The organism is Oceanobacillus piezotolerans, assembly GCF_003665065.1.
Lineage (GTDB): Bacteria > Bacillota > Bacilli > Bacillales > Amphibacillaceae > Oceanobacillus > Oceanobacillus piezotolerans.
Window position 1 is genome coordinate 229,169 of the sequence record NZ_RCHR01000005.1, and the last position, 25,815, is coordinate 254,983.

General features: G+C 40.7%; 19 protein-coding genes. 17 read left to right on the plus strand and 2 right to left on the minus strand.

The annotated features are described in order from the left end of the window. Window positions 1-64: 64 nt before the first annotated feature. The 3 genes from D8M04_RS14975 (at window position 65) to D8M04_RS14985 (ending at window position 2,446) form a co-directional block, all read left to right on the plus strand. Window positions 65-1,384, plus strand: a complete 1,320-nt coding sequence (locus D8M04_RS14975) for an HD domain-containing protein (protein ID WP_121524218.1) — start codon at window positions 65-67, stop codon at window positions 1,382-1,384. Next, complete coding sequence (locus D8M04_RS14980; RefSeq protein WP_121524219.1) at window positions 1,374-1,868, plus strand: YwgA family protein; 495 nt, start codon at window positions 1,374-1,376, stop codon at window positions 1,866-1,868. Before D8M04_RS14975 ends, D8M04_RS14980 begins: the two co-directional genes overlap by 11 nt. A 65-nt stretch (window positions 1,869-1,933) precedes the next feature. After that, a complete protein-coding gene (locus tag D8M04_RS14985; protein WP_121524220.1) occupies window positions 1,934-2,446 on the plus strand; it encodes a YwhD family protein in 513 nt (170 codons plus the stop codon). 573 nt (window positions 2,447-3,019) lie between these two features. Here the strand turns inward: D8M04_RS14985 and D8M04_RS14990 are convergent. After that, on the minus strand, window positions 3,020-5,038 hold the full coding sequence (locus tag D8M04_RS14990; RefSeq protein WP_121524221.1) for a transglycosylase domain-containing protein: 2,019 nt from the start codon (window positions 5,036-5,038) through the stop codon (window positions 3,020-3,022). A 566-nt stretch (window positions 5,039-5,604) separates the two neighbouring features. Between D8M04_RS14990 and speE the strand changes: the two genes are divergently transcribed. The 9 genes from speE to D8M04_RS15035 all read left to right on the plus strand — a co-directional run bounded on the left by speE (window position 5,605) and on the right by D8M04_RS15035 (window position 17,026). Continuing rightward, window positions 5,605-6,432 carry a polyamine aminopropyltransferase gene (speE, locus tag D8M04_RS14995; protein ID WP_121524222.1) on the plus strand — a complete coding sequence of 276 codons (828 nt, stop codon included), beginning with the start codon at window positions 5,605-5,607 and terminating at the stop codon, window positions 6,430-6,432. 13 nt (window positions 6,433-6,445) lie between these two features. Then, complete coding sequence (gene speB / locus D8M04_RS15000; RefSeq protein WP_121524223.1) at window positions 6,446-7,321, plus strand: agmatinase; 876 nt, start codon at window positions 6,446-6,448, stop codon at window positions 7,319-7,321. 232 nt (window positions 7,322-7,553) lie between these two features. Next, the gene (locus D8M04_RS15005) at window positions 7,554-7,994 is read left to right on the plus strand and encodes a YwiB family protein (RefSeq protein WP_121524224.1); all 441 of its coding nucleotides are present in this window, start codon (window positions 7,554-7,556) and stop codon (window positions 7,992-7,994) included. Beyond that, entirely contained in the window at window positions 7,991-9,661 is a 1,671-nt protein-coding gene (argS, locus tag D8M04_RS15010; protein WP_121524225.1) for an arginine--tRNA ligase, read from the plus strand. The genes D8M04_RS15005 and argS overlap by 4 nt, the downstream gene beginning before the upstream one ends. Before the next feature lie 811 nt (window positions 9,662-10,472). After that, window positions 10,473-12,584: a (Fe-S)-binding protein gene (locus tag D8M04_RS15015; protein ID WP_121524226.1), complete on the plus strand. Its 2,112-nt coding sequence runs from the start codon at window positions 10,473-10,475 to the stop codon at window positions 12,582-12,584. A gap of 83 nt (window positions 12,585-12,667) precedes the next feature. Next, window positions 12,668-13,846, plus strand: a complete 1,179-nt coding sequence (locus D8M04_RS15020; RefSeq protein ID WP_121524227.1) for an acetyl-CoA C-acetyltransferase — start codon at window positions 12,668-12,670, stop codon at window positions 13,844-13,846. Window positions 13,847-13,864: 18 nt separating this feature from the next. Continuing rightward, complete coding sequence (locus D8M04_RS15025) at window positions 13,865-14,716, plus strand: 3-hydroxybutyryl-CoA dehydrogenase (protein ID WP_121524228.1); 852 nt, start codon at window positions 13,865-13,867, stop codon at window positions 14,714-14,716. A gap of 30 nt (window positions 14,717-14,746) precedes the next feature. Then, on the plus strand, window positions 14,747-15,874 hold the full coding sequence (locus tag D8M04_RS15030) for an acyl-CoA dehydrogenase (RefSeq protein ID WP_121524229.1): 1,128 nt from the start codon (window positions 14,747-14,749) through the stop codon (window positions 15,872-15,874). Between the two features lie 12 nt (window positions 15,875-15,886). Further along, window positions 15,887-17,026 (plus strand): acyl-CoA dehydrogenase, encoded by a 1,140-nt coding sequence (locus D8M04_RS15035; protein WP_121524230.1) that lies wholly within the window; start codon window positions 15,887-15,889, stop codon window positions 17,024-17,026. Between the two features lie 89 nt (window positions 17,027-17,115). Here the strand turns inward: D8M04_RS15035 and D8M04_RS15040 are convergent, their stop codons facing one another. Continuing rightward, a complete protein-coding gene (locus D8M04_RS15040) occupies window positions 17,116-17,511 on the minus strand; it encodes a hypothetical protein (protein WP_121524231.1) in 396 nt (131 codons plus the stop codon). A 31-nt stretch (window positions 17,512-17,542) separates the two neighbouring features. Between D8M04_RS15040 and meaB the strand changes: the two genes are divergently transcribed. From meaB to D8M04_RS15065, 5 genes are all read left to right on the plus strand, one after another. Beyond that, on the plus strand, window positions 17,543-18,490 hold the full coding sequence (gene meaB, locus D8M04_RS15045; protein ID WP_121524232.1) for a methylmalonyl Co-A mutase-associated GTPase MeaB: 948 nt from the start codon (window positions 17,543-17,545) through the stop codon (window positions 18,488-18,490). Further along, on the plus strand, window positions 18,477-19,085 hold the full coding sequence (locus D8M04_RS15050; protein WP_121524233.1) for a TetR/AcrR family transcriptional regulator: 609 nt from the start codon (window positions 18,477-18,479) through the stop codon (window positions 19,083-19,085). Before meaB ends, D8M04_RS15050 begins: the two co-directional genes overlap by 14 nt. 22 nt (window positions 19,086-19,107) lie before the next feature. Next, the gene (gene icmF / locus D8M04_RS15055; protein ID WP_121524234.1) at window positions 19,108-22,389 is read left to right on the plus strand and encodes a fused isobutyryl-CoA mutase/GTPase IcmF; all 3,282 of its coding nucleotides are present in this window, start codon (window positions 19,108-19,110) and stop codon (window positions 22,387-22,389) included. A gap of 734 nt (window positions 22,390-23,123) precedes the next feature. Next, window positions 23,124-23,717, plus strand: coding sequence for a DNA-directed RNA polymerase subunit delta (gene rpoE / locus D8M04_RS15060; RefSeq protein WP_121524235.1), 594 nt, complete (start codon window positions 23,124-23,126; stop codon window positions 23,715-23,717). 452 nt (window positions 23,718-24,169) lie between these two features. Continuing rightward, on the plus strand, window positions 24,170-25,783 hold the full coding sequence (locus tag D8M04_RS15065) for a CTP synthase (RefSeq protein ID WP_121524236.1): 1,614 nt from the start codon (window positions 24,170-24,172) through the stop codon (window positions 25,781-25,783). Window positions 25,784-25,815 lie beyond the last annotated feature (32 nt).

Consider the following 25,815-nt stretch of genomic DNA (forward strand, 5'->3'; position numbering starts at 1 on the left):
AGAATAGATAATAAAAATAACGAAAGCTCTGTAGTAAAAAATGTCGAAAGAACGGATGAAAAGAATGACATATAAACAAGAACAATTATCAGAGGAGAAGGTTTTTAAAGATCCCGTTCATCGTTATGTACATGTAAGAGACCGTGTGATATGGGATCTTATCGCAACACCTGAATTTCAACGCTTGCGCAGAATCAAACAGCTTGGTACGACAAATTTAACGTTTCATGGAGCAGAGCACAGCAGGTTTAATCATTCTCTAGGAGTCTATGAAATTGTCCGCAGAATCATCTCCGTGTTTGAGGACCGCCCTCATTGGAATAAAGAAGAACGATTGCTTTGTTTATGTGCAGCACTCCTGCATGACTTGGGACATGGACCCTTTTCTCATTCTTTTGAAAAGGTGTTTAAGCTTGACCATGAAATTTTTACACAGAAAATCATTACAGGTGATACTGAGATTAATCGGGTACTGGAGAAAGTTGAGAAAGGTTTTTCTCAAAAAGTAGCGGATGTGATTGCAAAAACATATCAGGACAAGTTAGTTGTTAGCTTAATCTCGAGTCAAATTGATGCAGACCGTATGGATTACCTTATTCGAGATGCTTATTTCACTGGGGTGAGCTATGGCCACTTTGACATGGAAAGAATTATGCGGGTCATGCGCCCAATGGAAGATCAAGTCGTCATTAAGTCAACAGGAATGCATGCTGTGGAAGACTATATAATGAGCCGCTATCAAATGTACTGGCAGGTTTATTTTCACCCTGTAACGAGAAGTGCAGAGGTTATTCTGTCGAAAATTCTGCACCGGGCAAAGGATTTATTTGAAGCGGATGATTTCACCTTTAAATTAGAACCGACCCATTTCTTGTCTTTCTTCCGTGGCGACGTGAGATTAGAGGAATATTTAAAACTGGATGAGTCAATCGTTTATTATTATTTTCAAGCATGGCAGGATGAAGACGATGTTATTTTAAAAGATTTATGCGAACGATTTATGAATCGACGTCTATTTAAATATGTGGAATTTAACCCGAACTTACAAATGAAGGATTGGATGGAATTATATACGCTATTCCAACAAGCAGACATAAATCCAGAGTATTACCTTGTTGTTGATTCTTCTTCAGACTTACCATATGACTTTTATCGTCCAGGTGAGGAGGAAGAGCGCCTTCCTATTCATTTATTAATGCCAGATCGGTCTTTAAAAGAGTTATCAAGGCACTCTGATATTGTGGAAGCTATCTCTGGTAAAAAACGTACAGACCATAAACTGTATTTTCCCAAGGATCGGATTGAGGCTTTAACAGACCAATCGTTAAAGAAGAAGATTATTACTATTTTATACGGCCAAGGAGAGGTAGAAGATGTTAGATAATCATGCAAAAATTATACAGTTTTTTTCTGTGGCCAAGGAAGTGACTGGACGTAAGAAATTACAAAAAATGATTTATATCCTACAAAAATGCAATATACCTTTTGAGGAGAAATATAATTTTCATTTTTATGGACCGTATTCTGAGGAATTGACATTAAGAATAGAGGAACTTTGCAATTTAGGTTTTCTTCATGAGGTAAAGGAAGAAAAAAGCAATTATTATCAATATAACTATACGTTAACAAGCGATGGAGAAGAATTCCTCAATCAGTTCCATTTAGATATGCCAGATTACACAGAAAAAGTAAATCTATTAAGAGAGAAAAGCTCAAGATTTCTTGAACTGGTTTCAACCATGCTTTATTTTGATCATCTTCCATTAGAGGATATAATTGAAAAAGTGCATACAGTGAAACCGAAGCAAAAGTATACAAAAGAGGAAATGGAAGAAGCAGTTCGTTTTATCAATGAGGTAAAACAGTAAAGAGAATCTGTTAAAATTTGGGAAATAGGCAAACCTATTGTTAAGAAAGTGGGGGGGTTCTGAAGATGAGTGCAGATAAAGAAAAGAAGAAAAATACGTTTACGATTATCAAGGATGATCCGACCGATGGACATGGTGGATATAATGCAGGTGTGATTAGTTTAGAAAATATGTCTCCAATTATTGTGGATCCAAATAAGGAGAAGGCATATGTTGATATGGATGCAATGCATGCGCGCAGTAAAGTGGAGCGACGCGTCAAATGGACACATTTAAAAGAAGAGGTACCAGATGGTAAGCTTTACTGGATTGTTTGGGTGAATGTAGAACGCAATGAGAATGGTCCTTTTTATAGTGGGGTTGCGGGCAGTGAGATTCGTGTCAATCGTGATATAAAACGTGGCTATAAGTCGATGCCTGAACATGTAAAACATATGGAAAAATCCTTAAAGGGACATGTCATTGTTGAACATATGGATGACCTATCTAAAAAGTTGCTGAAGGATTTCCTTGTTGAGTTCAATGCAGATATGTGGGAGAATTCACCCGAAACATTAAAAACAGCACTTCCAGAATAATGAACGGTTTTTAAATTGACAAATTTGTGAACGAATTTTGAACATTTTTTTAACATCTTGTACTTTATTTCAGAAGTTTGTAAAATATGGTTACATGGACAAGTAATATCACTAGGACAAAATTAAAGCCGGCAATCACCGAAGATTGCTGGCCTTTTTTTGGTTGTTTTATAATAGTAGTTGATATTAGCACTGTTAAACGTACCACTTATCCTCTTTTACTTTTCTTTTCAGCAGAATACGTTTTGCTTCCAATTTTTTAATTCGCCTGAGAGTTAAAGCAGATAGAATGCTTACAATGATGTATTCAAACAAGGGATCAGAATTAAAATGGTCTTTATCAATTATATTCAGATTTATCCCCACCTTATTTTAGATATTATTTCTATTGGAAAGCAATCCAAATCACAATCTCTTATATTATGAGTTGCACGGTTGATAGGAATAGGAACTATTTGTAATATTCTTTGAATTTCTCTGTGATTTTATTTTCTCAAAACATAGCCTGGAGGGCAACTGTTTAATGGGTTGGAAATATCACTTTGGGCTTGGTTTATTTCCAAGAAGTGTTTTCTATCTGTCCAAAAAGGAATCAAATAACTCTTCTAAAAATCCTCTATGTTCTACTTTTTCATAGGAATCGTAATGCGCAGAACACGCTTCTAATGGCTCTGTGCCTTCTTCAAAATACATAATCCGGCTCTCTTCGCATCCGCCCGTAGCCCGCATTCCTGTTACTGGATCGATTGGAACAGCTACCACACCAGGTGGGGCGGTGAATCCTTGTTTTGGCAAACCTTCATGAGCACTCTCCATAAACGATGCCCAAATCTGTTTTGCATAGGAGTTCTCTTTAATGAGCGTGATTGGTCGATTATCATCATAACCAGTCCAAATACCAGCAACGAGACTTGGACTATAGCCGATCATCCAGCTATCAGAGATCGTCGTTCCGGATTTACCTGCATAGGTCCGGGTTAATTGATTAATAATCGGGGAGCCAGTGACTGAAGTGTAGCCATCGAGCGCCCTATCAAACATTCCAGTTAATAAATCTGTTAAAATAAATGCATATCTGGGGTCTAGCAACAATTCTTTTTTTGGTTTATCTCGCTTGTACACGACCTTGCCATTACGATCTTTGATTTCCTCGATGAGATATCCTGTCACCGATTCCCCGCCGTTAGCAAGCATTCCATAGGCTGTCACCATCTCTTCGACGGAAACAGAGGCTGTCCCAAGTGCGAGGGAGGGAACTGCTGGCAAATCTTCTGAAATACCAAACTTGCTTGCAGTCTCTACAAGACGTTCCGGTGTTAAAAATAGATTGGTCTTGACTGCATAAATATTATCCGATAAAGCAATTGCTTGAGCGAGCGATATTGGTTCATAAGCATAGTAGTTATTAAAATTACTAGGTTGGTACACCTCTCCATCCTCGAGTTCAAAGGTAGTTGGTGTGCTTGCCAGTGTGGTTAGAGGGGTGTAGCCATTTGCTAATGCAGCATAATACAAAAACGGCTTAAATGTTGATCCTGCCATTCTTTTCGCATCCATCGCTCGGTTGAATGGACTCTCGGCGTAGGATTTCCCTCCAACTATCGCTCGCACCGCACCTGAAAGGGGATCCAATGCCATCGCTCCTACTTCCAGCTCGGTGGAAGTAGGTACAGTATGCTGGATCGCCTGTTCAAGCTCTTTCTGCATGTGGATGTCCATGGTCGTATAAATCTCGTAACCCCCTGAGCGAAGGCTTTCTGAATCTATCTTTAGTAGTCTTGCAGCTTCGTTTAGCACCTCATCCTGAAAGTATGGACCAATTTCTAACTGTTCTTTCTCATCAACAGGAGCATAAACAAGTTTATGGCTTTTGGCATCTTGATAAGCTTCTTCTGAGATATAGCCATTATCCAGCATGGTCTGCAAAATCAACTGCTGGCGATTTTCTGCGTTCACCTTATGATTGAACGGAGAATAGTAGGTCGGTCCTTTAGGTATTCCTGCTAACATGCTGGATTCTGCCAAAGTTAGCTCATGGGCTGATTTATCAAAGAAATGCTTACTTGCTGCCTCTACTCCATGTGCTCCATGTCCAAAGTAAATGGTATTTAAATAAGCTTCTAAAATTTCCTCTTTTGAATAATGCATCTCGATGCGCACGGTATAAAAAGCTTCCTTTAACTTCCGGCTCCATGTTTTCTCATGACTTAGGTAGACATTGCGGGCAAGCTGCTGTGTTAACGTACTTGCGCCTTCCTCCAGAGACATGCTTTGAATGTTTTTCAGAATTGCACCAGCAATCCGCTTAAAGTCGAAGCCATGATGCTTGTAAAAATGGCGATCCTCGATAGCAAGAGTGGCATCAACAAGTGAAGGGGAAATATGTTCCAATTCCACCCAATACCGGTTTCCTAATCCCTTTTCCTCACCAATGACCTCACCAGACGAGCTATAATAAATAGTATTCTGATCCATCGTGAGAGAAGGTGGACCTAATAGAAATAAAATAAGTGATAGAGATAGAAAGGATAGTACAATCAAACCAATGATGCGAATGAATAGTTTAGATAATAATTGTAAATTTATTTTCATTGAATAACTCCAATATACTTCATAATGTGTTATTACTCTCATTATTGGAAAAGATAGAGAAAAATAAACTTTATGTACGTTTTTTTCAAAAATAGCTTGTATTTTTCATCAAATTCACTATAATCGTTATGTTTAGAGTTAACAAAAGCAGGTTAAAGAATTTTTAGAGAAACCTGTTTTAAATATATTGTTGAATGTGGCAAAAAGTAGATAAACTTGTGACTTATTTAATTCAGTATATCTTGTGAAAACGTCTGGAAACACAATGGAAATAGTGCTGATGATTTCCGCTGCGGGCAGTACGCTTTCCGCGGGCAACGCCTCAGCCTCCTCGGAAGAAAACCACTTCCTGTGGGGTCTTCAGCTGTTGCTTTTCCCGCAGGAGTCGACTGCCCTCCGCTCCAATCACCACGTATGTAGAGTTGTGTTTCCTTTATAGCACCATTCTAGCGTAGTGTATTTCCGTAGCGGTGTTACCCGCTATTTTAAATAAAGTTAATCAGCATTTTTATATTAAATTCTAGATTTTGAAGCGAAAAAACATACATAAAAGGAGCTGAAAGGCATTGAGCTTATGGTTTACAGAAAAGCAGACAAAGGATTTTGGGATTACAGCGAAAGTTAAACAAACGTTTGTTTCAGAGAGAACGGATTATCAGGAATTACAAATGGTAGAAACAGCAGAATGGGGTAACATGCTTATCCTGGACGATATGGTAATGACGACAGAGAAGGATGAGTTTGTTTATCATGAAATGATCGCTCATGTTCCTTTATTTACCCATCCAAATCCCAAGGATGTCTTAATCGTAGGCGGTGGTGATGGCGGTGCTATACGTGAAGTATTAAAGCATCCATCTGTAGAAAAAGTCACATTGGTTGAAATTGACGGGAAGGTAATACAGTATTCCAAACAGTATTTACCAGAGATTGCTAGTGAATTTGACAATGAGCGTGTAGAAGTGAAAGTGGACGATGGCTTTATGTTTATAGCAAACAATAAGAATGCGTTTGATGTGATTATGGTGGATTCTACTGAACCAGTAGGACCTGCTGTAAATCTATTTAGTCAAGGTTTCTACACAGGAATTAGGGAAGCGCTGAAGGCAGACGGAGTTTTTGTTGCGCAAACAGACAATCCTTGGTTTAAGCCAGATTTAATCAAGCAAGCATTTAAAGATATAAAAGAAAGCTTTCCTGTCACACGGCTTTATACAGCTAACATTCCCACCTATCCAAGTGGTCTATGGACATTTACAATAGGAAGTAAGATTCATGATCCTTTAAAAGTAAAAGACGATCGCTTCATCGAAATAGAAACAAAGTATTATACTCGTGATCTTCATAAAGCAGCATTTGCACTTCCGAAATTTGTAAAGGACTTAACAGAATAGGGGGAAGCATCACTTGCGATTTGATGAAGCATATTCAGGCAAAGTATTTATCATGTCAGGTACGGATTTTGATAATGCAAAAGCAGTGATATACGGTATGCCAATGGACTGGACAGTAAGTTTCCGTCCAGGTTCCCGTTTTGGTCCAAACCGGATTCGGGAGGCATCTATTGGTTTAGAAGAATACAGTCCATACATGGATAAGCATTTAGAAGAAGTTGCTTATTTTGATGCAGGCGATATTCCGCTCCCATTTGGCAATGCAGAAAGAAGCTTAGGTCAGATTTATAAATATATCGAACAGCTTCTTTCGTTAGATAAATTCCCAATTGGGCTTGGTGGTGAGCACCTTGTTACATGGCCAATCATTCAAGCGGTATATAAGAAGTACCCCGATCTAGCTCTTATTCACATTGATGCTCATGCCGACTTACGAGAAGAGTATGAGGGGGAGGCTCTTTCTCATTCGACCCCTATCCGTAAGATTTGTGATTTAATTGGAGCAGAGAACGTTTATTCATTCGGAATCCGTTCTGGTATGCGTGAGGAATTCCTTTTTGCAAAGGAAAGCGGTATGCATATGTTCAAATACGACGTTGCTGAACCATTAAAGGAAGTGCTCCCAACCCTGGCTGGCCGTCCAGTATATGTGACGATTGATATCGATGTACTAGACCCAGCCTATGCCCCTGGAACTGGAACTGCTGAAGCTGGAGGAATCTCATCGAAGGAATTGCTTGAAGCAATCGGCTTGATTGCCAGATCAGATATGAATGTTGTTGGTGCAGACCTTGTCGAAGTAGCACCTGCTTATGATCATTCCGAAAAGACAGCGATCGCTGCGAGCAAATTTATTCGAGAAATCCTGCTTGGCTGGGTGAAAGGATAGAAAAGCATTCGTTTTAGGGTCTGGCGAATGCTAAGTTTTCTTAGAGAAGAAAGTTTCTTTTGATTTAACGGAGCTTAACTTATATATCGGCGGTTTGATATGTAGGCGTTTGTATAAATATAACACGATTTCAGGAATATATCGGCTTTTCCAATTTAAAGAGCTACATATATTGAAAAAACCCACAAGTTATCGCTATAATAGGCATTATTAAATAGTTAGAGGCGATATAATGAACCCAGTTCAAAAAAGGATCTCCCTTCATCTTCAAACAATCATTGACGATGGAGAAAATAAGGAGTATAACAAGGTACAAGAAGAGGGTTATTTCTTTCAAAAGGGTAAGCTGCATGTTATTACCTATGAAGAAATAACCGAGGAGAAAGCTACGATTAAAAACCTGATTACCATCCAGAAAGATAAGGTGAACATAAAGCGAACTGGATTTGTGACAATGACGCAGATGTTCAAACCACAACAAATCACAGAAAATGTTTACAAGCATCCACATGGAAGCTTGCATATGGAAACCTACACGAATCAGATTACATATCAATCACTGGCAGAACGGAATGAAGGGAAGTTAATCATTTCCTATACGGTAAAATTAAATGGTCAAGAAGAACGGAAGCATGAGCTTGTATTAGTATTTAAAGAGGAGGATTCCAAATGAACGTCTTAGAACAAACAGAAGGAACATTAAAGCAGGAAATTAAAGCTGCTGTAGTTAAAGCTGGGCTGGCAACAAAAGAACAGGTACCTGAAGTAATTTTAGAAAAACCAAAAGATAAAGCACATGGTGATTTTGCCACCAATATTGCAATGCAGCTCGCTAGAATTGCAAAGAAAGCACCGCGTCAAATCGCCGACGATATTATTGAAAACCTGGACCAAACGAAGGTATCGGTAGAAAAAGTAGAAATTGCTGGGCCAGGCTTTATTAACTTTTTCATGAAAAATGATTTTCTGGGAGAGATTATTCCCGCGATTCTAGAAGCTGGAGAAACATATGGAAAATCAAAAACAGGTAATGGGGAACGCGTTCAAGTGGAGTTTGTTTCTGTAAACCCCACTGGTGACTTACATTTAGGGCATGCTCGTGGTGCAGCTTATGGTGATGTATTATGCAATGTTCTTGAAGCTTCCGGCTATGAGGTGGAACGTGAATATTATATCAATGATGCTGGTAACCAGATTGATAACTTAGCTGTATCTGTAGAAGCACGCTACCTGCAAGAACTTGGTCAGGATGCAGAGATGCCGGAAGATGGCTATCATGGTCAAGCCATCATAGAGATTGCGAAGAATATCGTACAGGAATACGGTGATGAATGGGCAAAGAAAGACAAGGAAGAGCGTATTTCCTTCTTTAAAGAGTTCGGGTTGCAATCCTCTTTGAATAACATTAAAAATGACTTAAAGGATTTTCGAGTAGAATTTGATAATTGGTTCTCTGAAAAATCGCTTTATAAAGATGACAAGATAACAGATGCTATCAAAGTGCTGGAAGAAGGCAATTATATCTATGAAAAAGACGACGCTACATGGTTTAAATCAACTGATTTCGGCGATGATAAAGACCGCGTGCTTGTCAAAAATGATGGCAATTACACGTATTTGACACCAGATATTGCCTATCATAAAGATAAACTGGACCGTGGCTTTGACCATATTATTAACGTATGGGGCGCAGACCATCATGGGTATGTACCAAGAATGCGCGCAGCAATCCAAGCCTTAGGTTATCCAGTAGAGAAATTTGACGTGAAAATCATCCAAATGGTTAACCTTTTCGAAGGCGGAGAAAAAATCCGGATGAGTAAGCGTACTGGGAAAGCCGTAGCACTTAGAGACTTAATTGAGGATGTTGGTGTAGATGCAGCACGTTATTTCTTTGTAACGCGTTCCAACGATTCTCAGCTTGACTTTGATATGGATTTAGCTCGCTCACAATCGAACGATAACCCAATTTTCTATGTTCAATATGCGCATGCTAGAATTTGCACGATGTTAGAGCAAGCGAAAAACAAGGGATTCGATACAGAAGCTAACTTTGATGCCTCTCTTTTAACAGCTGAAAAAGAAGTGGACCTATTGAAGAAGCTTGGTGAACTTCCGCAAGTAGTAGTAGAGGCAGCACAAAAACAAATGCCACATAAAGTTACACAGTACGTATTTGATTTAGCATCCTTATTGCATAGCTTCTACAATGCGGAAAAAGTTTTAGATGCGGATAATAGAGAATTAACAAGCGCAAGAATTGCACTAATGAAAGCCGTTCGAATTGCATTAGCGAATGGATTGAAATTAATTGGTGTAAGTGCGCCGGAGAAAATGTAATCTGTCTTTTTAAAGTGCATAGGCAGGGATTAACTCCGATTAGTTTAATTAATTCAGTATAGTGCGGGGAAATCGCTGCGGAAATACACTGCGCTTTCCACGGGCGGCTGCTGAGCCTCCTCGAGACTGTCGTCTCTGCGGGGTCTCACCTAGGCCTGTCCTCCCGCAGGAGTCTTCGTGTTTTCTCCGCTAGTCTGGTGCTATAAAGAAAACACAACTCAACATATGAAGTGATTGGAGCGGAGGGCAGTCGACTCCTCGAAAAAGAAAAGCACTTTTTCTTCGTGCGATGTATCGCTACCGAGCCTTTCTTGTCCTGCGGGAAAAGCAACAAGCGAAGACCCCACAGGAGGGGTTCAAAGGCTAAGAACGCCCCATCCTGGGGCAAGGCCTTTGTGACCAACGTCCTGTTGGCCCGAGGCTGAGACGTTGCCCGCGGAAAGCGACTGCCCGTAGCGGAAATCACGAGCGCATATTTTCAAAGTTTCCGGTGTGCAAAACATTATTATTTTGAATATAGTTAAACAGCATTTCCTATCGAAACATGAAGTATAAAACCATTATATAGAAACAAGGCTTTAATAATATCTGTTTATAAGACGCTCTATTTAACACCATTTCCTTTACAATTAACAGGATATGGTGTATTTTATATTCTAAATAGACTGTAAAATGTAAAAATTGAATAAAATATGTTGACTGAATGCTCATTCATATTATAGAGTAGGAGGTAATAGAATAGAAAGAAGGAATGGACATTCCAGAGTATGAAATCGTTATCATGCAACGATAGACAAAGGGGGAGAGGGAAATGGAAACGTTCCTAATTATCAATTGGATCGCATTTTTAGCAGTCACCTTTTATGCACTTTACTTATTTGCTAGAGTCATAGCGACTCGGATTTCCTACATTCGTTTAGGAAAGAAATCCGAGTATGATGGAGAGCTAAAGCTGCGCTTGAAACGCGTAGGTACGATTGTTTTTGGACAATCTAAACTGCTAAAGGACAAAAAGTCAGGTGCCATTCATGTCATGATGTTTTATGGATTTATTCTTGTTCAATTTGGAGCTATTGATATGTTTGTAAAAGGGTTAGCTCCTGGAAATCATCTGCCTTTTGGTATTTTCTATCCAGGCTTTGTATTTTTCCAAGAGATTGTCACACTGACTATCTTGGTTGCAGTCATCTGGGCTTTTTATCGCCGTTATATTGAAAAGCTAGTTCGTCTGAAACGTGGTTTTAAAGCAGGACTTGTTCTAATTTTTATTGGTACGTTAATGCTTTCTGTATTGTTTGGAAATGGGATGAGCCTTATATGGTTTGATCATGAACCGACTTGGACAGAGCCTGTGGCTAGTGTAATTGCTTTGGCTTTTGGATTCTTGTCTGCCGATGCTGCAATGATTTTATTTTATATTGCCTGGTGGGTACATACTCTAACACTGCTAACCTTCCTTGTTTATGTTCCCCAATCGAAGCACGCGCATTTAATAGCCGCACCGATCAATGTCTTCCTAAGCAAAAAAGTACCTGGAAAATTAAAGAAACTAGACTTTGAAATCGATGATGAAGCAGAAGAAAGTGAAGAGGAAATCTCTTTTGGTGTTGGAAAGGTAGAGGATTTCGAGCAACATCAGATGCTGGACTTCTATGCATGCGTGGAATGTGGGCGCTGTACGGATGTATGTCCCGCTGCTGGTACAGGGAAGATGCTGTCACCAATGGATATTATGATAAAGCTCCGTGACCACCTGACAGAAAAAGGGGCAGCTGTAACAGGGAAGCAAGCATGGGTGCCTGCCTATGCATTTAGTGATGCAAGAGGAAACCTAGCAAGCGCTGGTGGAGAAGCAGCTGCGACGATTCAGCAAGCGAGCTTAATTGGAGATGTGATCACAGAAGCAGAGCTAACTGCTTGTACAACCTGCCGTAATTGCGAGGATGCTTGTCCAGTAAGCAATGAACATGTTGGGACGATTATCGATATGCGCCGTTACTTAGTGATGACAGAAGGGAAAATGGATTCGGATATTCAACGGGCGGTCATGAATATTGAACGCCAAGGAAACCCTTGGGGATTATCGAAGAAGGATCGCATCAAATGGCGTGAAGAGGATGAATCAGTTTATATTCCTACAGTAAAAGAGTTGAAGAAGGAAGGAAAGGATTTTGAATATCTTTTCTGGGTAGGATCGATGGGATCGTATGATAGCCGAAGCCAGAAGATTGCAATGGCCTTTGCAAGGTTAATGAATAAGGCTGGTGTGAGCTTTGCTATCCTTGGAAATCAGGAAGCGAACTCTGGTGATACGGCAAGGCGAATTGGAAATGAGTTCCTTTTCCAGGAAATTGCCGAGAAAAATATCAAAACATTCCAAAAAAATGAAGTGAAGAAGATCGTAACGATTGACCCGCATGCATATAATATTTTTAAAAACGAATATCCAGACTTTGGATTTGAGGCAGAGGTATACCATCATACTCAATTATTGTTTGATCTGGTAAGAGCAGGGAAACTGACACCGAAGCGTTCAATCAATCAGCGCTTAACCTATCACGATTCTTGTTATTTAGGAAGGTACAATGGGGTTTACGATCCACCAAGGGAAATCCTGCAATCTATTCCAGGGCTTGAATTAGTAGAAATGGATCGCAGCCGTGAAAGTGGAATGTGCTGTGGAGCTGGAGGTGGCTTAATGTGGGCTGAGGAAACAACAGGAACGCGGATAAATGTAGCACGCACAGAACAGGCTCTAGCTGTTTCACCGAACTTAATTTCTACAGCATGTCCATTCTGCTTAACGATGATTAGTGATGGAACGAAAGCGAAGGAAGTAGAAGAAGATATTAGCACAATGGATGTATCGGAAATTCTAGCGCTATCTGTTTTAGAGAACCAAGATGATTCGGTCGCATCTTAAGAAAGAGAGAGGTTGTACCTCTCTCTTCTATTACACCTTGTCTGAACGAGCGTTCAATCAATAAAAAATAAGGAGTGAGAATAATGAGAAAAACGGCTATTGTTTCTGGAGCAAGAACTCCCTTTGGAAAATTTGGTGGAGGTTTAAAAGCGTTTTCGGCTGTTCAGCTCGGAGGGATTGCTATAAAAGAGGCCTTGAATCGAGCGGATTTAGATGGCGGGGAAGTAGATGAAGTTATCATGGGCACCGTGCTCCAAGGTGGCCAAGGCCAAATTCCTTCAAGGCAAGCAGCTCGTTTAGCGGATATCCCGTGGGAAGTGAAGACGGAGACGATTAATAAAGTATGTGCTTCCGGCTTACGAAGCGTTACCCTTGCCGACCAGCTTATTCGCTTAGGTGATGAAGAAATCATTGTAGCTGGTGGGATGGAAAGTATGAGCAATGCACCATATATTCTTCCAGAAGCACGCTGGGGAAGTCGAATGGGTGACGGGAAAGTAAAGGATTTAATGATACATGATGGCCTTTCTTGTTCGTTTACTGGTGTGCATATGGGAACGTATGGGAATAAAACGGCAGAAGAATTTGGACTAACAAGAGAGGCGCAGGATGAGTGGGCACTAAGAAGTCACAGCCGTGCTATAAAGGCAATCGAAGAAGGTAAATTTGCAGAAGAAATTGTACCGGTAGAAGTACCTCAACGTAAAGGAGACTCCATAATTATAGAAAATGATGAAGCCCCAAGAAAAGACACAACGATAGAAAAGCTTCGTTCACTTAGACCAGCATTTGGTAAGGATGGCACGATCACAGCTGGAAATGCACCAGGCGTAAACGATGGAGCAGGTGCATTTGTGCTGATGTCAGATGAAAAAGCAAAGAACTTAAATAAAACCCCATTAGCAACCATCTTAGGACATGCAGAAGTAGCAGTAGAAGCTCAAGATTTTCCACAAACACCTGGATTAGTCATTAATAAATTACTAGAAAAAACGGGCTATCAAACTACGGATATTGATTTATTTGAAATCAATGAAGCATTTGCAGCAGTTTCTCTTGCTAGTGGCAAAATAGCAAATCTTGATCCAGAAAAAATCAATGTCAATGGTGGGGCAGTTGCTTTAGGACACCCAATTGGAGCTAGTGGAGCAAGGATTATTTTAACGTTAATCTATGAGTTGAAGCGACGTGGTGGTGGTTTAGGAATTGCGGCGATCTGTAGTGGCGGCGGACAGGGTGATGCGGTATTGTTGAAGGTTTAAAGAAAAGGAGGAAGAGAGATGTCGATAAAAAGTGTCATGGTCATTGGGGCTGGACAGATGGGCTCTGGGATAGCCCAAGTATTTGCTCAGTCAGGGTTTCAAGTTATGTTAAACGATATGAATGAGGAAGCTTTAGATAAAGGCATGCAATCTATTGAAAAACTCCTTTCCCGAAATGTAGACAAGGGGAGAATTGAAGAAGAAGAAAAAACAGCAACATTAAGTCGTTTAACTCCATCTTTGAACTTAGATGATGCGGAATCTGCAGACCTTGTTATCGAGGCAATTGTAGAAAATATGGAAGTGAAAACAAAGGTGTTCTCCAGATTAGATAAGATTACACCACACCATACCATCCTAGCCTCGAATACGTCTTCTTTGCCGATAACGGAAATTGCAGCGGCAACAGAACGACCTGAAAAAGTAATCGGAATGCATTTCATGAATCCTGTTCCAGTAATGAAACTAGTGGAGATTATTCGGGGACTCCAAACAAGTGATGAAACGTATGAAACCATTCAGCGGGTGGCTGGAGAACTTCAGAAGACAGCCGTTGAAGTGGAGGATTTTCCAGGCTTTGTTTCTAATCGCATCCTGATGCCAATGATTAATGAGGCAATTTATACGCTTTATGAGGGAGTCGCCTCTAAAGAAGATATTGATTCTGTGATGAAATTAGGAATGAACCATCCAATGGGCCCGCTGACTCTTGCTGATTTTATTGGGCTTGACACCTGCTTGTATATTATGGAAGTTCTGCATGATGGGTTTGGTGATAGTAAGTATCGTCCATGTCCGCTTTTAAGGAAATATGTGAAAGCTGGTTGGCTTGGAAAGAAATCTGGAAGAGGATTTTATGTTTATGAATAACGGATATCAGCTGGAAAGGAGGCTAACAGGATGAATCTGTTCTTTACAGAAGAACAAAAGATGATGCGAGAGATGGTTCAATCCTTTGCGGAGAAAGAAGTCAGGCCTGAGATAGAGAGAATGGAAGAAGAGGAACGTTTTCCATCTGAATTGGTTGAAAAAATGGGAGAACTAGGATTGATGGGAGTTCCCATTCCTGAAAAATATGGTGGAAGTGGGATGGATTTTACTTCCTATATTATCGCCATTCATGAATTATCCAGGGTTAGTGCGACAGTCGGGGTTATTTTATCTGTCCATACTTCTGTAGGAACCAATCCGATTTTGTACTTTGGAACAGAAGAACAGAAAGCACACTATATTCCGAAGTTAGCAACGGGTGAATATCTTGGAGCCTTTGCCTTAACAGAGCCTAGTGCTGGCTCGGATGCAAAGCATTTAAAAGCCTCTGCAGAATTGATTGGAGATACTTATATTTTAAATGGCTCGAAGGTGTTTATTACAAATGGAGGAGCAGCGGATACGTATATTACCTTTGCGCAAACAAGGGAAGGCATAAGTGCCTTCATCTTAGACAAAGATACTCCAGGACTTTTCATTGGAAAAAAGGAAAAGAAGATGGGATTAAATGGTTCCAACACGGTGCAGTTAACCTTTGAAAGCTGTGCTGTTTCTAAGAAGCAGCTATTGGGCGAATTAGGAGAAGGCTTTAAAATTGCGCTGGCAAATCTCAATTTTGGGCGGATTGGTATTGCTGCTCAAGCACTAGGGATTGCGGAGGCAGCTCTTGAATACGCTGTTAGCTATGCCAAGGAAAGAGAACAATTTGGCAAGCCAATAGCAGACAACCAAGGAATTTCTTTTAAGCTAGCGGATATGGCAACAGAGGTGGAGGCTGCCAAACTATTAGTCTATCATGCGGCATCTCTTGTGGATCGCGGGATAGATTGCGGAAAAGAAGCTTCCATGGCAAAGATGTATGCTTCCAATGCGGCGATGAAGGCAGCAATAGAGGCAGTTCAGGTCTATGGTGGATATGGATATACTAAAGAATACCCAGTAGAACGGCTTTTTCGAGATGCCAAGGTAACTCAAATCTATGAAGGCACAAATGAAATTCAGCATCTGGTGATTGCAAAACACTTAATCAAGTCTTAGGAGGGGTTAGAGATGCAATTTAAATTAACAGAAGAACAAGAAATGCTGCGAAAAATGGTACGTGACTTTGCAATGAATGATGTTGAGCCAACTGCGGCAGAACGGGATGAAGAAGAACGTTTCGATCGCGGAATTTTTGACAAGATGGCAGAGCTCGGATTAACTGGCATTCCTTGGCCAGAAGAATATGGTGGGATTGGTTCGGATTATGTAAGCTACGTGATTGCAGTAGAGGAATTATCTCGGGTTTGTGCATCGACTGGGGTAACGTTGTCTGCTCATCTGTCTCTTGCAAGCTGGCCCATCTTTAAATACGGAAATGAAGCCCAGAAGAGGAATTTTCTTTATCGTTTAGCAACTGGGGAAGCACTTGGTGCCTATGCATTGTCCGAGCCAGGTGCGGGCAGTGATGTGGCATCGATGAAGACCGTAGCTAAAAAAGACGGGGATGATTATATCATCAACGGAAGTAAGGTCTGGATTACCAATGGTGGGGTAGCGGATATTTATCTTGTATTTGCTAAAACAGATCCAGATGCTAAGCATAAAGGGATTAGTGCGTTTATTGTGGAAAAGGGAACGGAAGGTTTCTCTTTTGGTAAAAAGGAGAAAAAATTAGGGATTCGTTCTTCGCCAACGACAGAATTAATTTTTGAACAGTGCCGAGTGCCAAAGGAGAATATGCTTGGCGAAGAGGGAGAAGGCTTTAAAATTGCGATGTCCACGCTTGATGGGGGAAGAAATGGGATTGCCGCACAGGCAGTCGGAATTGCACAAGGGGCATTAGACGCAGCGGTAGCCTATGCAAAAGAGCGTGAGCAATTTGGAAAAACAATCGCCATGAATCAAGGCATTTCTTTTAAATTAGCTGATATGGCAACTGCCGTGGAAGCATCCCGTCTATTAACCTATCAGGCGGCATGGCTTGAGTCGAATGATCTGCCATATGGAAAAGCTTCTGCAATGAGTAAATTATTTGCCGGAGATACGGCCATGGCAGTGACAACGGAAGCAGTTCAAGTATTTGGGGGCTATGGATATACCAAGGATTATCCGGTGGAGCGGTATATGCGTGATGCGAAAATCACTCAGATTTATGAAGGAACCAATGAAATCCAACGACTAGTTATTGGGAGAATGCTGACGAAGTAGTTAGGTGATATTGGTGGAAGGAATAGCATCCTTGCGGGTAGAAGGTTTTCGGTGAGAAGAGAGTATTTGAACTTTCGAGAGAGCTGGTGCTACTCCATTGAGGAGAATATTGCTCTCGAGAAGGGGAGCATCGCCCTCGAGAAAGAGAACATCGCCTCCGAGAAGGAAAGCATCGCCCTTGAGAAGAAGAACATCACCTCCGAGAAGGGAAACATCGCTCTCGAGAAGAAGAACAGCACCTCCGAGAAGGAAAAATCGCTCTCGAGAATGAGCACATCACCTCCGAGAAGGGAAACATCGCTCTCGAGAAGAAGAACATCACCTCTGAGAAGGAAAACATCGCCCCTGAGAATGAGCACATCGCCTTTGAGAAGGAAAACATCGCCCTCGAGAATGAGCACATCACCTCTGAGAAGGAAAACATCGCTCTCGAGAAAGAAAACATCACCCCCGAGAAAGAAAACATCACCTGCAAAATCAAACAAGCATATAGCACTAAGAAAGGGAGCTACCCTCATGCACGAAATAGTGGAACGGATAAAGAAAAAAGAAGTGCGCGCGCTGGCAAAAGCGATCACGATGGTAGAGAATGACCACCCAGATAAACTTGATATATTGAGTGATGTTTTTTCTTTAGGGAAAAATGCACTCTATATCGGTTTGACGGGATCGCCAGGTGCTGGGAAAAGCTCGCTAGTGAATCGGTTAATTTCTCATATTAGACAAGAGGGTAAAACGGTTGCGGTTATTGCGGTCGATCCAACAAGCCCTTTTAGTAGCGGGGCATTGCTTGGAGACCGCGTGCGGATGACTGAACATTTTACAGATGAAGGAGTATTTATTCGCAGTATGGCAACTCGTGGGAGCTTAGGGGGATTAGCTCGCGCAACAAAGGACGCTATTCGAATTTGTGATGCTTATGGATTTGATGTCATCATTGTGGAAACCGTTGGTGTAGGTCAATCAGAACTCGACATTATGAAGGTGGTCGATACCACGGCAGTTGTATTAACTCCGAACAGTGGTGACGTATTACAAATCTTTAAAGCTGGGATTATGGAAATTGCTGATTTATTCGTGATTAACAAAGCGGATTTTGATGGAGTAAGGAAATTAAAACGACTGCTTAGGGAGTTAGTTATGATGACCGCAACTGAGAAACACGAAGTTGCTATTGTAAAGACAGTTTCAACGGAAAATGAAGGGATAGATGAACTTTGGGAGAAGGTAAAAGCTCATCATCACTACCTATATACAACTAAAGAAGGAGAAACGAAGAGGAAAGAGCAATTAAAGCTAGAATTATTTGAATTAATTCAAGAGGAAATATGGCGTGATGTGGAGCAATTTATTGAAAATCGTGAAGACCTTCCAGCGTTAACACCAACTTCAGACCCTTATCAACTAGCAAAAGATTGGCTAGAGAGATGGAAGGAGGCAGAACGTCTTAATGAGCAAAGATAAAATTGTCTCAAATATTAAGGACCAAGAGTTAGTTAGAATCCGACGTGATCAAATGATTAAAGGAGCTATTACACTTTTTAAGGAGAAGGGCTTTCACCGCACCACCACAAGAGAAATTGCCCAAGCTTCGGGATTTAGTATAGGGACGCTTTATGAATATATTCGAACCAAAGAGGATGTACTCTTTCTCACTTGTGATGCCATCTATGACCAGGTTAAGGAAAGAGTAGAAGCATCGATTGCCTTAGAGCAGCCGACTAAGGAGAATTTAATAAAAATAGTCACTTCCTATTTCTGCTTAATGGATGAACTGCAGGAGGAGATTCTTATTTTATATCAGGAGGCTAAATCACTAAAAAAGGAAACGAGACATTATGTTCTGCAAAAGGAAAGAGACATGGTTTCCATGCTGGAGCGTGCCCTTCTCGAATGTGTCCCGGACTTATCCAATAAAGAGGCAGCATTAATTGCCAACAATATCTTTGTTCAAGGCCATATGTGGAGTTTCAGACGCTGGATTATTCAAAAGCAATATACACTCCGAGAGTATATTGGCTTGCAAGTTGAAAATTTATTGAAAACGTTACCAAATTGAGAGCAAAAGGGAGAGATGATGGGTGGAGCAAGTGGAAGTATATAAACCAAAACATGCTGTCCGCTTCGTTACGGCATCAAGTCTATTTGATGGACATGATGCGTCAATCAACATCATGAGACGGATTATGCAGGCTAGTGGGGCAGAAGTAATCCATTTAGGACATAACCGATCAGTGGAGGAGGTTGTGCACGCTGCTATTCAGGAGGATGTACAGGGAATTGCCATATCATCTTATCAAGGTGGCCATGTAGAGTATTTTAAGTATATGATTGATCTTTTAAAAGAATTGGGTGCCGATCATATAAAGGTCTACGGCGGTGGCGGAGGTGTTATTATCCCTCGTGAAATCAAGGAACTGCATGCTTATGGCGTGGCCTGGATATTCTCTCCGGAAGATGGCAGGAAGTATGGGCTGCAAGGTATGATAAATAGAATGCTGGAACAGTGTGATTATCTACCGCCAATCAACGTGGAAAAGGACTTTAAGGAGCTTTTGCAAGGGGAACGGCGAGCGATTGCTAGATTTATAACCTTTGTAGAGAATAGTGAAACCTCTTCTGAAGAAAAGAGCCGGATTCTTCAGCTGCTTAAGGATAAAGCAAATACGAATATTCCAGTTCTGGGAATTACCGGTACAGGCGGTGCTGGAAAAAGCTCCTTAACAGATGAAATCATCCGTCGTTTCATTAATGAGGTTCCTGATAAAAAGCTTGCAGTGATTTCCATTGATCCAACAAAGAGAAAGACAGGTGGGGCTCTCTTAGGGGACAGAATCCGAATGAATGCCATTTTTACGGACCGGGTTTATATGAGATCGCTGGCAACGAGGGATTCAAGAAGTGAGCTATCTCAAGCTATCCAGGATGTTATGGATGTGGTCAGGGCTTCGGGCTATGATTTTATTTTAGTGGAAACGTCTGGTATTGGGCAGGGAGATGCTGCCATTACTGACATAACAGACTTATCGATGTATGTAATGACAAGTGAGTATGGTGCACCAACACAGTTAGAAAAGATTGATATGATTGATTATGCCGATTTTATCGTAATTAATAAATTTGAGCAGAAGGGTTCTGAAGATGCATTGAACCAAGTAAGGAAGCAGTATGAACGGAGTCGGATGCTGTTTCAACAGGATAAGGAAAAATTCCCTATATTTGGGACAATTGCAAGTCAATTTAATGATGCAGGTACAAACGCTTTATTTGCTTCTCTAATAGATACGTTGAATGAAAGGTATAATTGGGAAGTAGATGTTGATTTTGAACGAAATAGGATCGCCGAGAAACAAAATATGATTATTCCTAATGAGCATCGTCATTATCTTCGAGAGATTTCCAGTCATGTCCGCAATTATAAAAGCCAAGCAGAGGAGCAGAGCGAAATTGCTCGGAAGGTCTATCAGCTGGATGGCGCTATTCGTTCAATCGAAAGTGCAGCGGGGATAGAGCCGTTTAAACAAACGTTTGATTCAAATCATATTGTAGAAGGGTTAAGGCAAACGCTGGAGCGATATGAATACAAGCTTCATCCTCAAGCAAAACAACTACTCGAATCTTGGGATCAAACACAAGAGAAGTACAGTAAGGAGAATTTGTCTTTCACCGTTCGAGATAAAGAAATTGAAATGGATATTACAACCGAATCTTTATCAGGTTTGAAAATTCCTAAAGTAGCCTTTCCGAAATATAAGGATTGGGGAGAACGGCTGTTATGGTTGCTCAAAGAGAATGTTCCAGGTGCGTTTCCATTTACTTCGGGTGTTTTTCCATTTAAACGAAAAGGTGAGGATCCAACAAGGCAATTCGCTGGTGAAGGAACTCCGGAGCGCACGAATCGCAGGTTTCATTATTTATCTCGTAACGACGAAGCTAAACGTCTATCAACTGCTTTTGACTCGGTAACGTTATATGGAGAAGATCCAGCTTATCGTCCCGATATTTATGGGAAGATTGGAGAAAGTGGTGTCAATGTTTGTACACTGGAAGATATGAAAAAGCTGTATGCAGGATTTGATTTAACGCATCCATTGACGTCTGTTTCAATGACGATAAATGGACCAGCACCTATTATTTTGGCGATGTTTTTTAACACAGCGATCGACCAACAACTAGAGCGTTTCAAGGAGCAAAATGGCCATGAACCATCACAGGAAGAATATGAAAAAATAAAGGCGGATACATTGTCGGTTGTACGTGGGACTGTTCAAGCGGATATTTTAAAAGAAGACCAAGGACAGAATACGTGTATCTTCTCAACGGAGTTTGCGCTTCGAATGATGGGAGATATACAGCAATATTTTATCGACCATAAGGTTCGTAATTATTATTCTGTCTCTATATCAGGTTATCATATAGCTGAAGCAGGTGCGAATCCAATTACACAGCTGGCTTTTACCTTAGCAAACGGCTTTACGTATGTAGAATATTATTTAAGTCGAGGAATGGATATAAATGACTTTGCACCAAATCTTTCTTTCTTCTTCTCCAATGGATTAGACCCGGAGTATACAGTTATTGGACGTGTCGCAAGAAGAATATGGGCGATTGTGATGCGTGACAAGTATGGAGCGAATGAACGCAGTCAAAAGCTCAAATACCATATTCAAACGTCTGGTCGTTCCCTGCACGCACAGGAAATCGATTTTAATGATATTCGTACGACATTACAGGCGCTGTTAGCGATTCAGGATAATACCAATTCCTTGCACACGAATGCATATGACGAAGCAATCACAACGCCAACAGAGGAGTCGGTCCGCCGGGCAATGGCGATTCAAATGATTATTAATAGAGAATTCGGTCTAACTAAAAATGAAAACCCACTGCAAGGATCCTTTATTGTGGAAGAACTGACAGAACTTGTTGAAGAAGCTGTATTGCAGGAATTTGAAAGAATCAATGATCGCGGTGGTGTGTTAGGTGCGATGGAACGCCAATACCAACGCGGTAAGATTCAGGAAGAATCCCTTTACTACGAAGGCAAAAAGCATTCTGGGGAACTGCCGATTATTGGGGTCAATACCTACCTTAACCCTAATCCGCCATCTGAAGAAGAAATTGACTCAATGGAGCTGGCACGTGCAACGAAAGAAGAAAAAGAACATCAAATCAACGAATTAAGAAGATTTCAAGAAAAGAACAAAAATGAAGCAGAACAAGCACTAAACCGGCTGAAACAGGTAGCGGCCACTAACGGCAATATTTTTGAAGAGCTAATAGAAACTGTTAAAGTAGCCAGTCTCGGCCAAATCACCCAAACCCTCTACCAAGTAGGCGGACAATATAGAAGGAATATGTGATAAGAAAAGCGCAGTGGGCTTGCCCAGCGACGTACGGACTGGACTGAGCCGAAGGAGATAAAGGAAACACAGTGACCGTAGGGAACTGATGTTGACTTATCGTACGGAGGTGAGGGAAGTCACGCTAGTCGCTAGCCCGCGGAGCTAGACCAGAAAGGCTGAAAGGAGCGTTTAGCAACGTATAAGCTGCGCCCCACAGGATGTGGGGTGGTTCGATGTTGCCACGTGATGTGCGTTCTTAGTCAAACTTCATTTTAGGAGATAAAGGAAACATGCCCCTTTATGGGTTATGCCGACGTTGGCGTAAGCCGATTTTAGTCGGCACTTCCTTTAACTGGAGTTGATGTTGACTTTCACCACAGGGGTATAAGTGCGACTAGGCCTCTGGCGGAGCCAATCGGCAAGTCTACTTTATCGTACGGAGGTGAGGGAAGTCACGCTAGTCGCTAGCCCGCGGAGCTAGACACTAGAAAAGCGCAGTGGGCTTGCCTAGCGACGTATCAAGCCTTGAGTTAAAAGGTCAGAAGCTGAAGAGTCTCAAAAAGAGCTGAGAAAAATTTTCTCAGCTCTTTTCTGTAAACTAGTGGCATAATCATGATAGAATTGTTTATAATGATAACTATGTTTAGACTAGTAAAACCACGGGTTCAGGACTATCCGTGGTATAGTATATAAATACAACAATATTTTAAATGATGAGGCAATGAATATACAAAGTAAAGGGAGTGCTTACCGTGAGCTTAAAAGATTACAGCCACGAGCAAATTCAAAATATGTCGATGATCGAATTGGCTAGTAAAATTTTATTTGATGAGAAAAAGGCATTGAGCTTTAATGAACTTTTTAACAGAATAGCAGAGTTAAAAGAGCTTTCAGAACAAGAAAAAGAAGATTTGATAGCACAAATCTATACAGACTTAAATGTCGATGGCCGTTTTACAACATTAGGATCTAATATGTGGGGATTAAGACGTTGGTATCCCGTTGAGCAAGCTGAGGAAGAAGTACATGTTCCGAAGAAGAAGAAAAAGGCAACGAAGAAAAAACGTGCTGCTGAAGAACTTGATGACATCGAAGAATTAGATGAAGATGTGCATCTGGACGAAGAGCTTGAAGATGATGAGTTTGATGATTTTGATGATGATGACGAGATTGAAGAATTTGATGAAGACCTAGATGAAGAAATAGATGATGATCTTGATAAAGATTTGGATGAAGACTTGGATGAAGATCTGGATGACGAGTTAGACGAAGATTTTGATGAGGAATTCGAGGATGAAGAATTCGAAGAGGAAAATGATGAAGATCCAGATGATGAAAATAGATAAGAGGGCAGTTGACTTTTTATAGACGAATGAGTACAATTTTAATTGGGCTCTATAAAATAGAAACATAGCGTTTCCCCAGGCTATTGGGGAGGCGCTTTTTATTTTTAAATAAACAATATTGTCTGCACAAGTGCAGGCTTGGCATACAAAAAGCAAGTTAATTAGTTTGCCAAGTTATTCTAATCCTGATATGTATTTTTATTTCGGGATCCAGGAGTTTACCTAAGGGTTTTGTTTATAAATGAATGGATCTGTGACACGGACATTATCTTTAAAATGGCAGGGTTTCGTGTGCAGATTTCTTTCTTTTAGAGGACATGAGGAATTAGGGAACTCCTTAACTGATTATTAAGGTTCTATATTATCATCCATTTTTTGTTTCGCCGTTTTTTTTAGTGTGAATCGTGCAAAATAGGGATAGTTTATCAACTAGAAAGGAAGAGGAATGAATCGTGACGAAGTATATTTTTGTTACAGGTGGGGTTGTTTCTTCACTAGGAAAGGGAATAACTGCAGCTTCATTAGGACGTTTATTAAAAAATAGAGGATTAAAAGTAACACTACAAAAGTTTGACCCCTATATCAACGTGGACCCAGGAACAATGAGTCCATATCAGCATGGAGAGGTTTTTGTAACCCATGACGGTGCAGAAACGGATTTAGATTTAGGGCATTATGAACGTTTTATTGATAACAACTTGAATCAATATAGCAATATAACAACAGGTAAAGTTTATTCCACTGTTATTAAGAAAGAAAGACGCGGGGATTACCTTGGTGGAACGGTTCAGGTGATTCCACATATTACAAATGAAATTAAAGACCAAGTATTCCGTGCTGGAGAAGCGACAGGTGCCGATGTCGTCATTACTGAAATAGGTGGTACAGTGGGCGATATTGAATCCCTGCCATTCTTGGAAGCAATTCGCCAGATTAAGAACGAAGTAGGAAAAAATAGTGTCATGTATGTCCATTGTACACTTATTCCTTATATTAAAGCAGCTGGGGAAATGAAGACTAAACCAACACAGCATAGTGTGAAGGAATTGCGTTCGTTAGGGATTCAGCCGGATGTCATTGTGTTACGTACAGAACATCCAGTAAGCAGAGATATGAAAGAGAAGATTTCCCTGTTCTGTGATATTGATTATAATGCTGTTATTGAAATGCCGGATGCAGATACACTTTATCAAATTCCATTATCATTACAGGACCAAAATCTCGATCAATTGGTATGTGACCATTTTGATTTAGAATGTGGAGAAGCTGATATGACTGAGTGGAAGGAACTTGTGTCAAAAGTTCGCAATCTATCCAAAACCATTTCTATCGGTCTTGTTGGTAAATATGTAGAATTACCAGATGCTTACCTTTCTGTTGTAGAATCATTGAAGCATGCAGGGTATGTGTTCGATGCGGATATCGACGTAAAGTGGATTAATTCAGAAGCGTTAACTCCAGATGCTATTCAGAACGAACTGGCACAAGTCGATGGAATCATCGTTCCAGGTGGTTTTGGTGATCGTGGTATCGATGGGAAACTTACTGCCATTCAGTATGCAAGGGAAAATCAGATTCCATTCTTTGGTATCTGTCTCGGAATGCAATTAGCTTCAGTAGAATTTGCACGAAATGTATTGGGATTAAAAGGAGCGCACTCTGCTGAAATTGACCCTAATACACCACACGCCATTATAGATTTATTACCAGAGCAAAAAGATGTAGAAGATCTAGGTGGTACATTACGTCTTGGTTCATACCCTTGTAAGCTGAAGGATGGTACGAAAACCAAAGCAGCTTATGGCGGTGCAGAAATAATTGAAGAGCGTCATCGTCACCGTTATGAATTTAATAATGAATACCGTGAGCAAATGGAAGAAAAAGGATTTATATTCTCAGGGACAAGTCCTGACGGAAGATTGGTAGAAACCATCGAGATCCAAGATCATCCTTGGTTTGTAGCATGTCAGTTCCATCCAGAATTCACTTCTCGTCCAACAAGAGCACAAAGCCTATTTAAAGGATTTATTGGTGCTTCTGTTGAACAGCATGAAAAGAATCTGTAAGCAGCTTTCAGTAGCGGGCAAGTAATAGAATA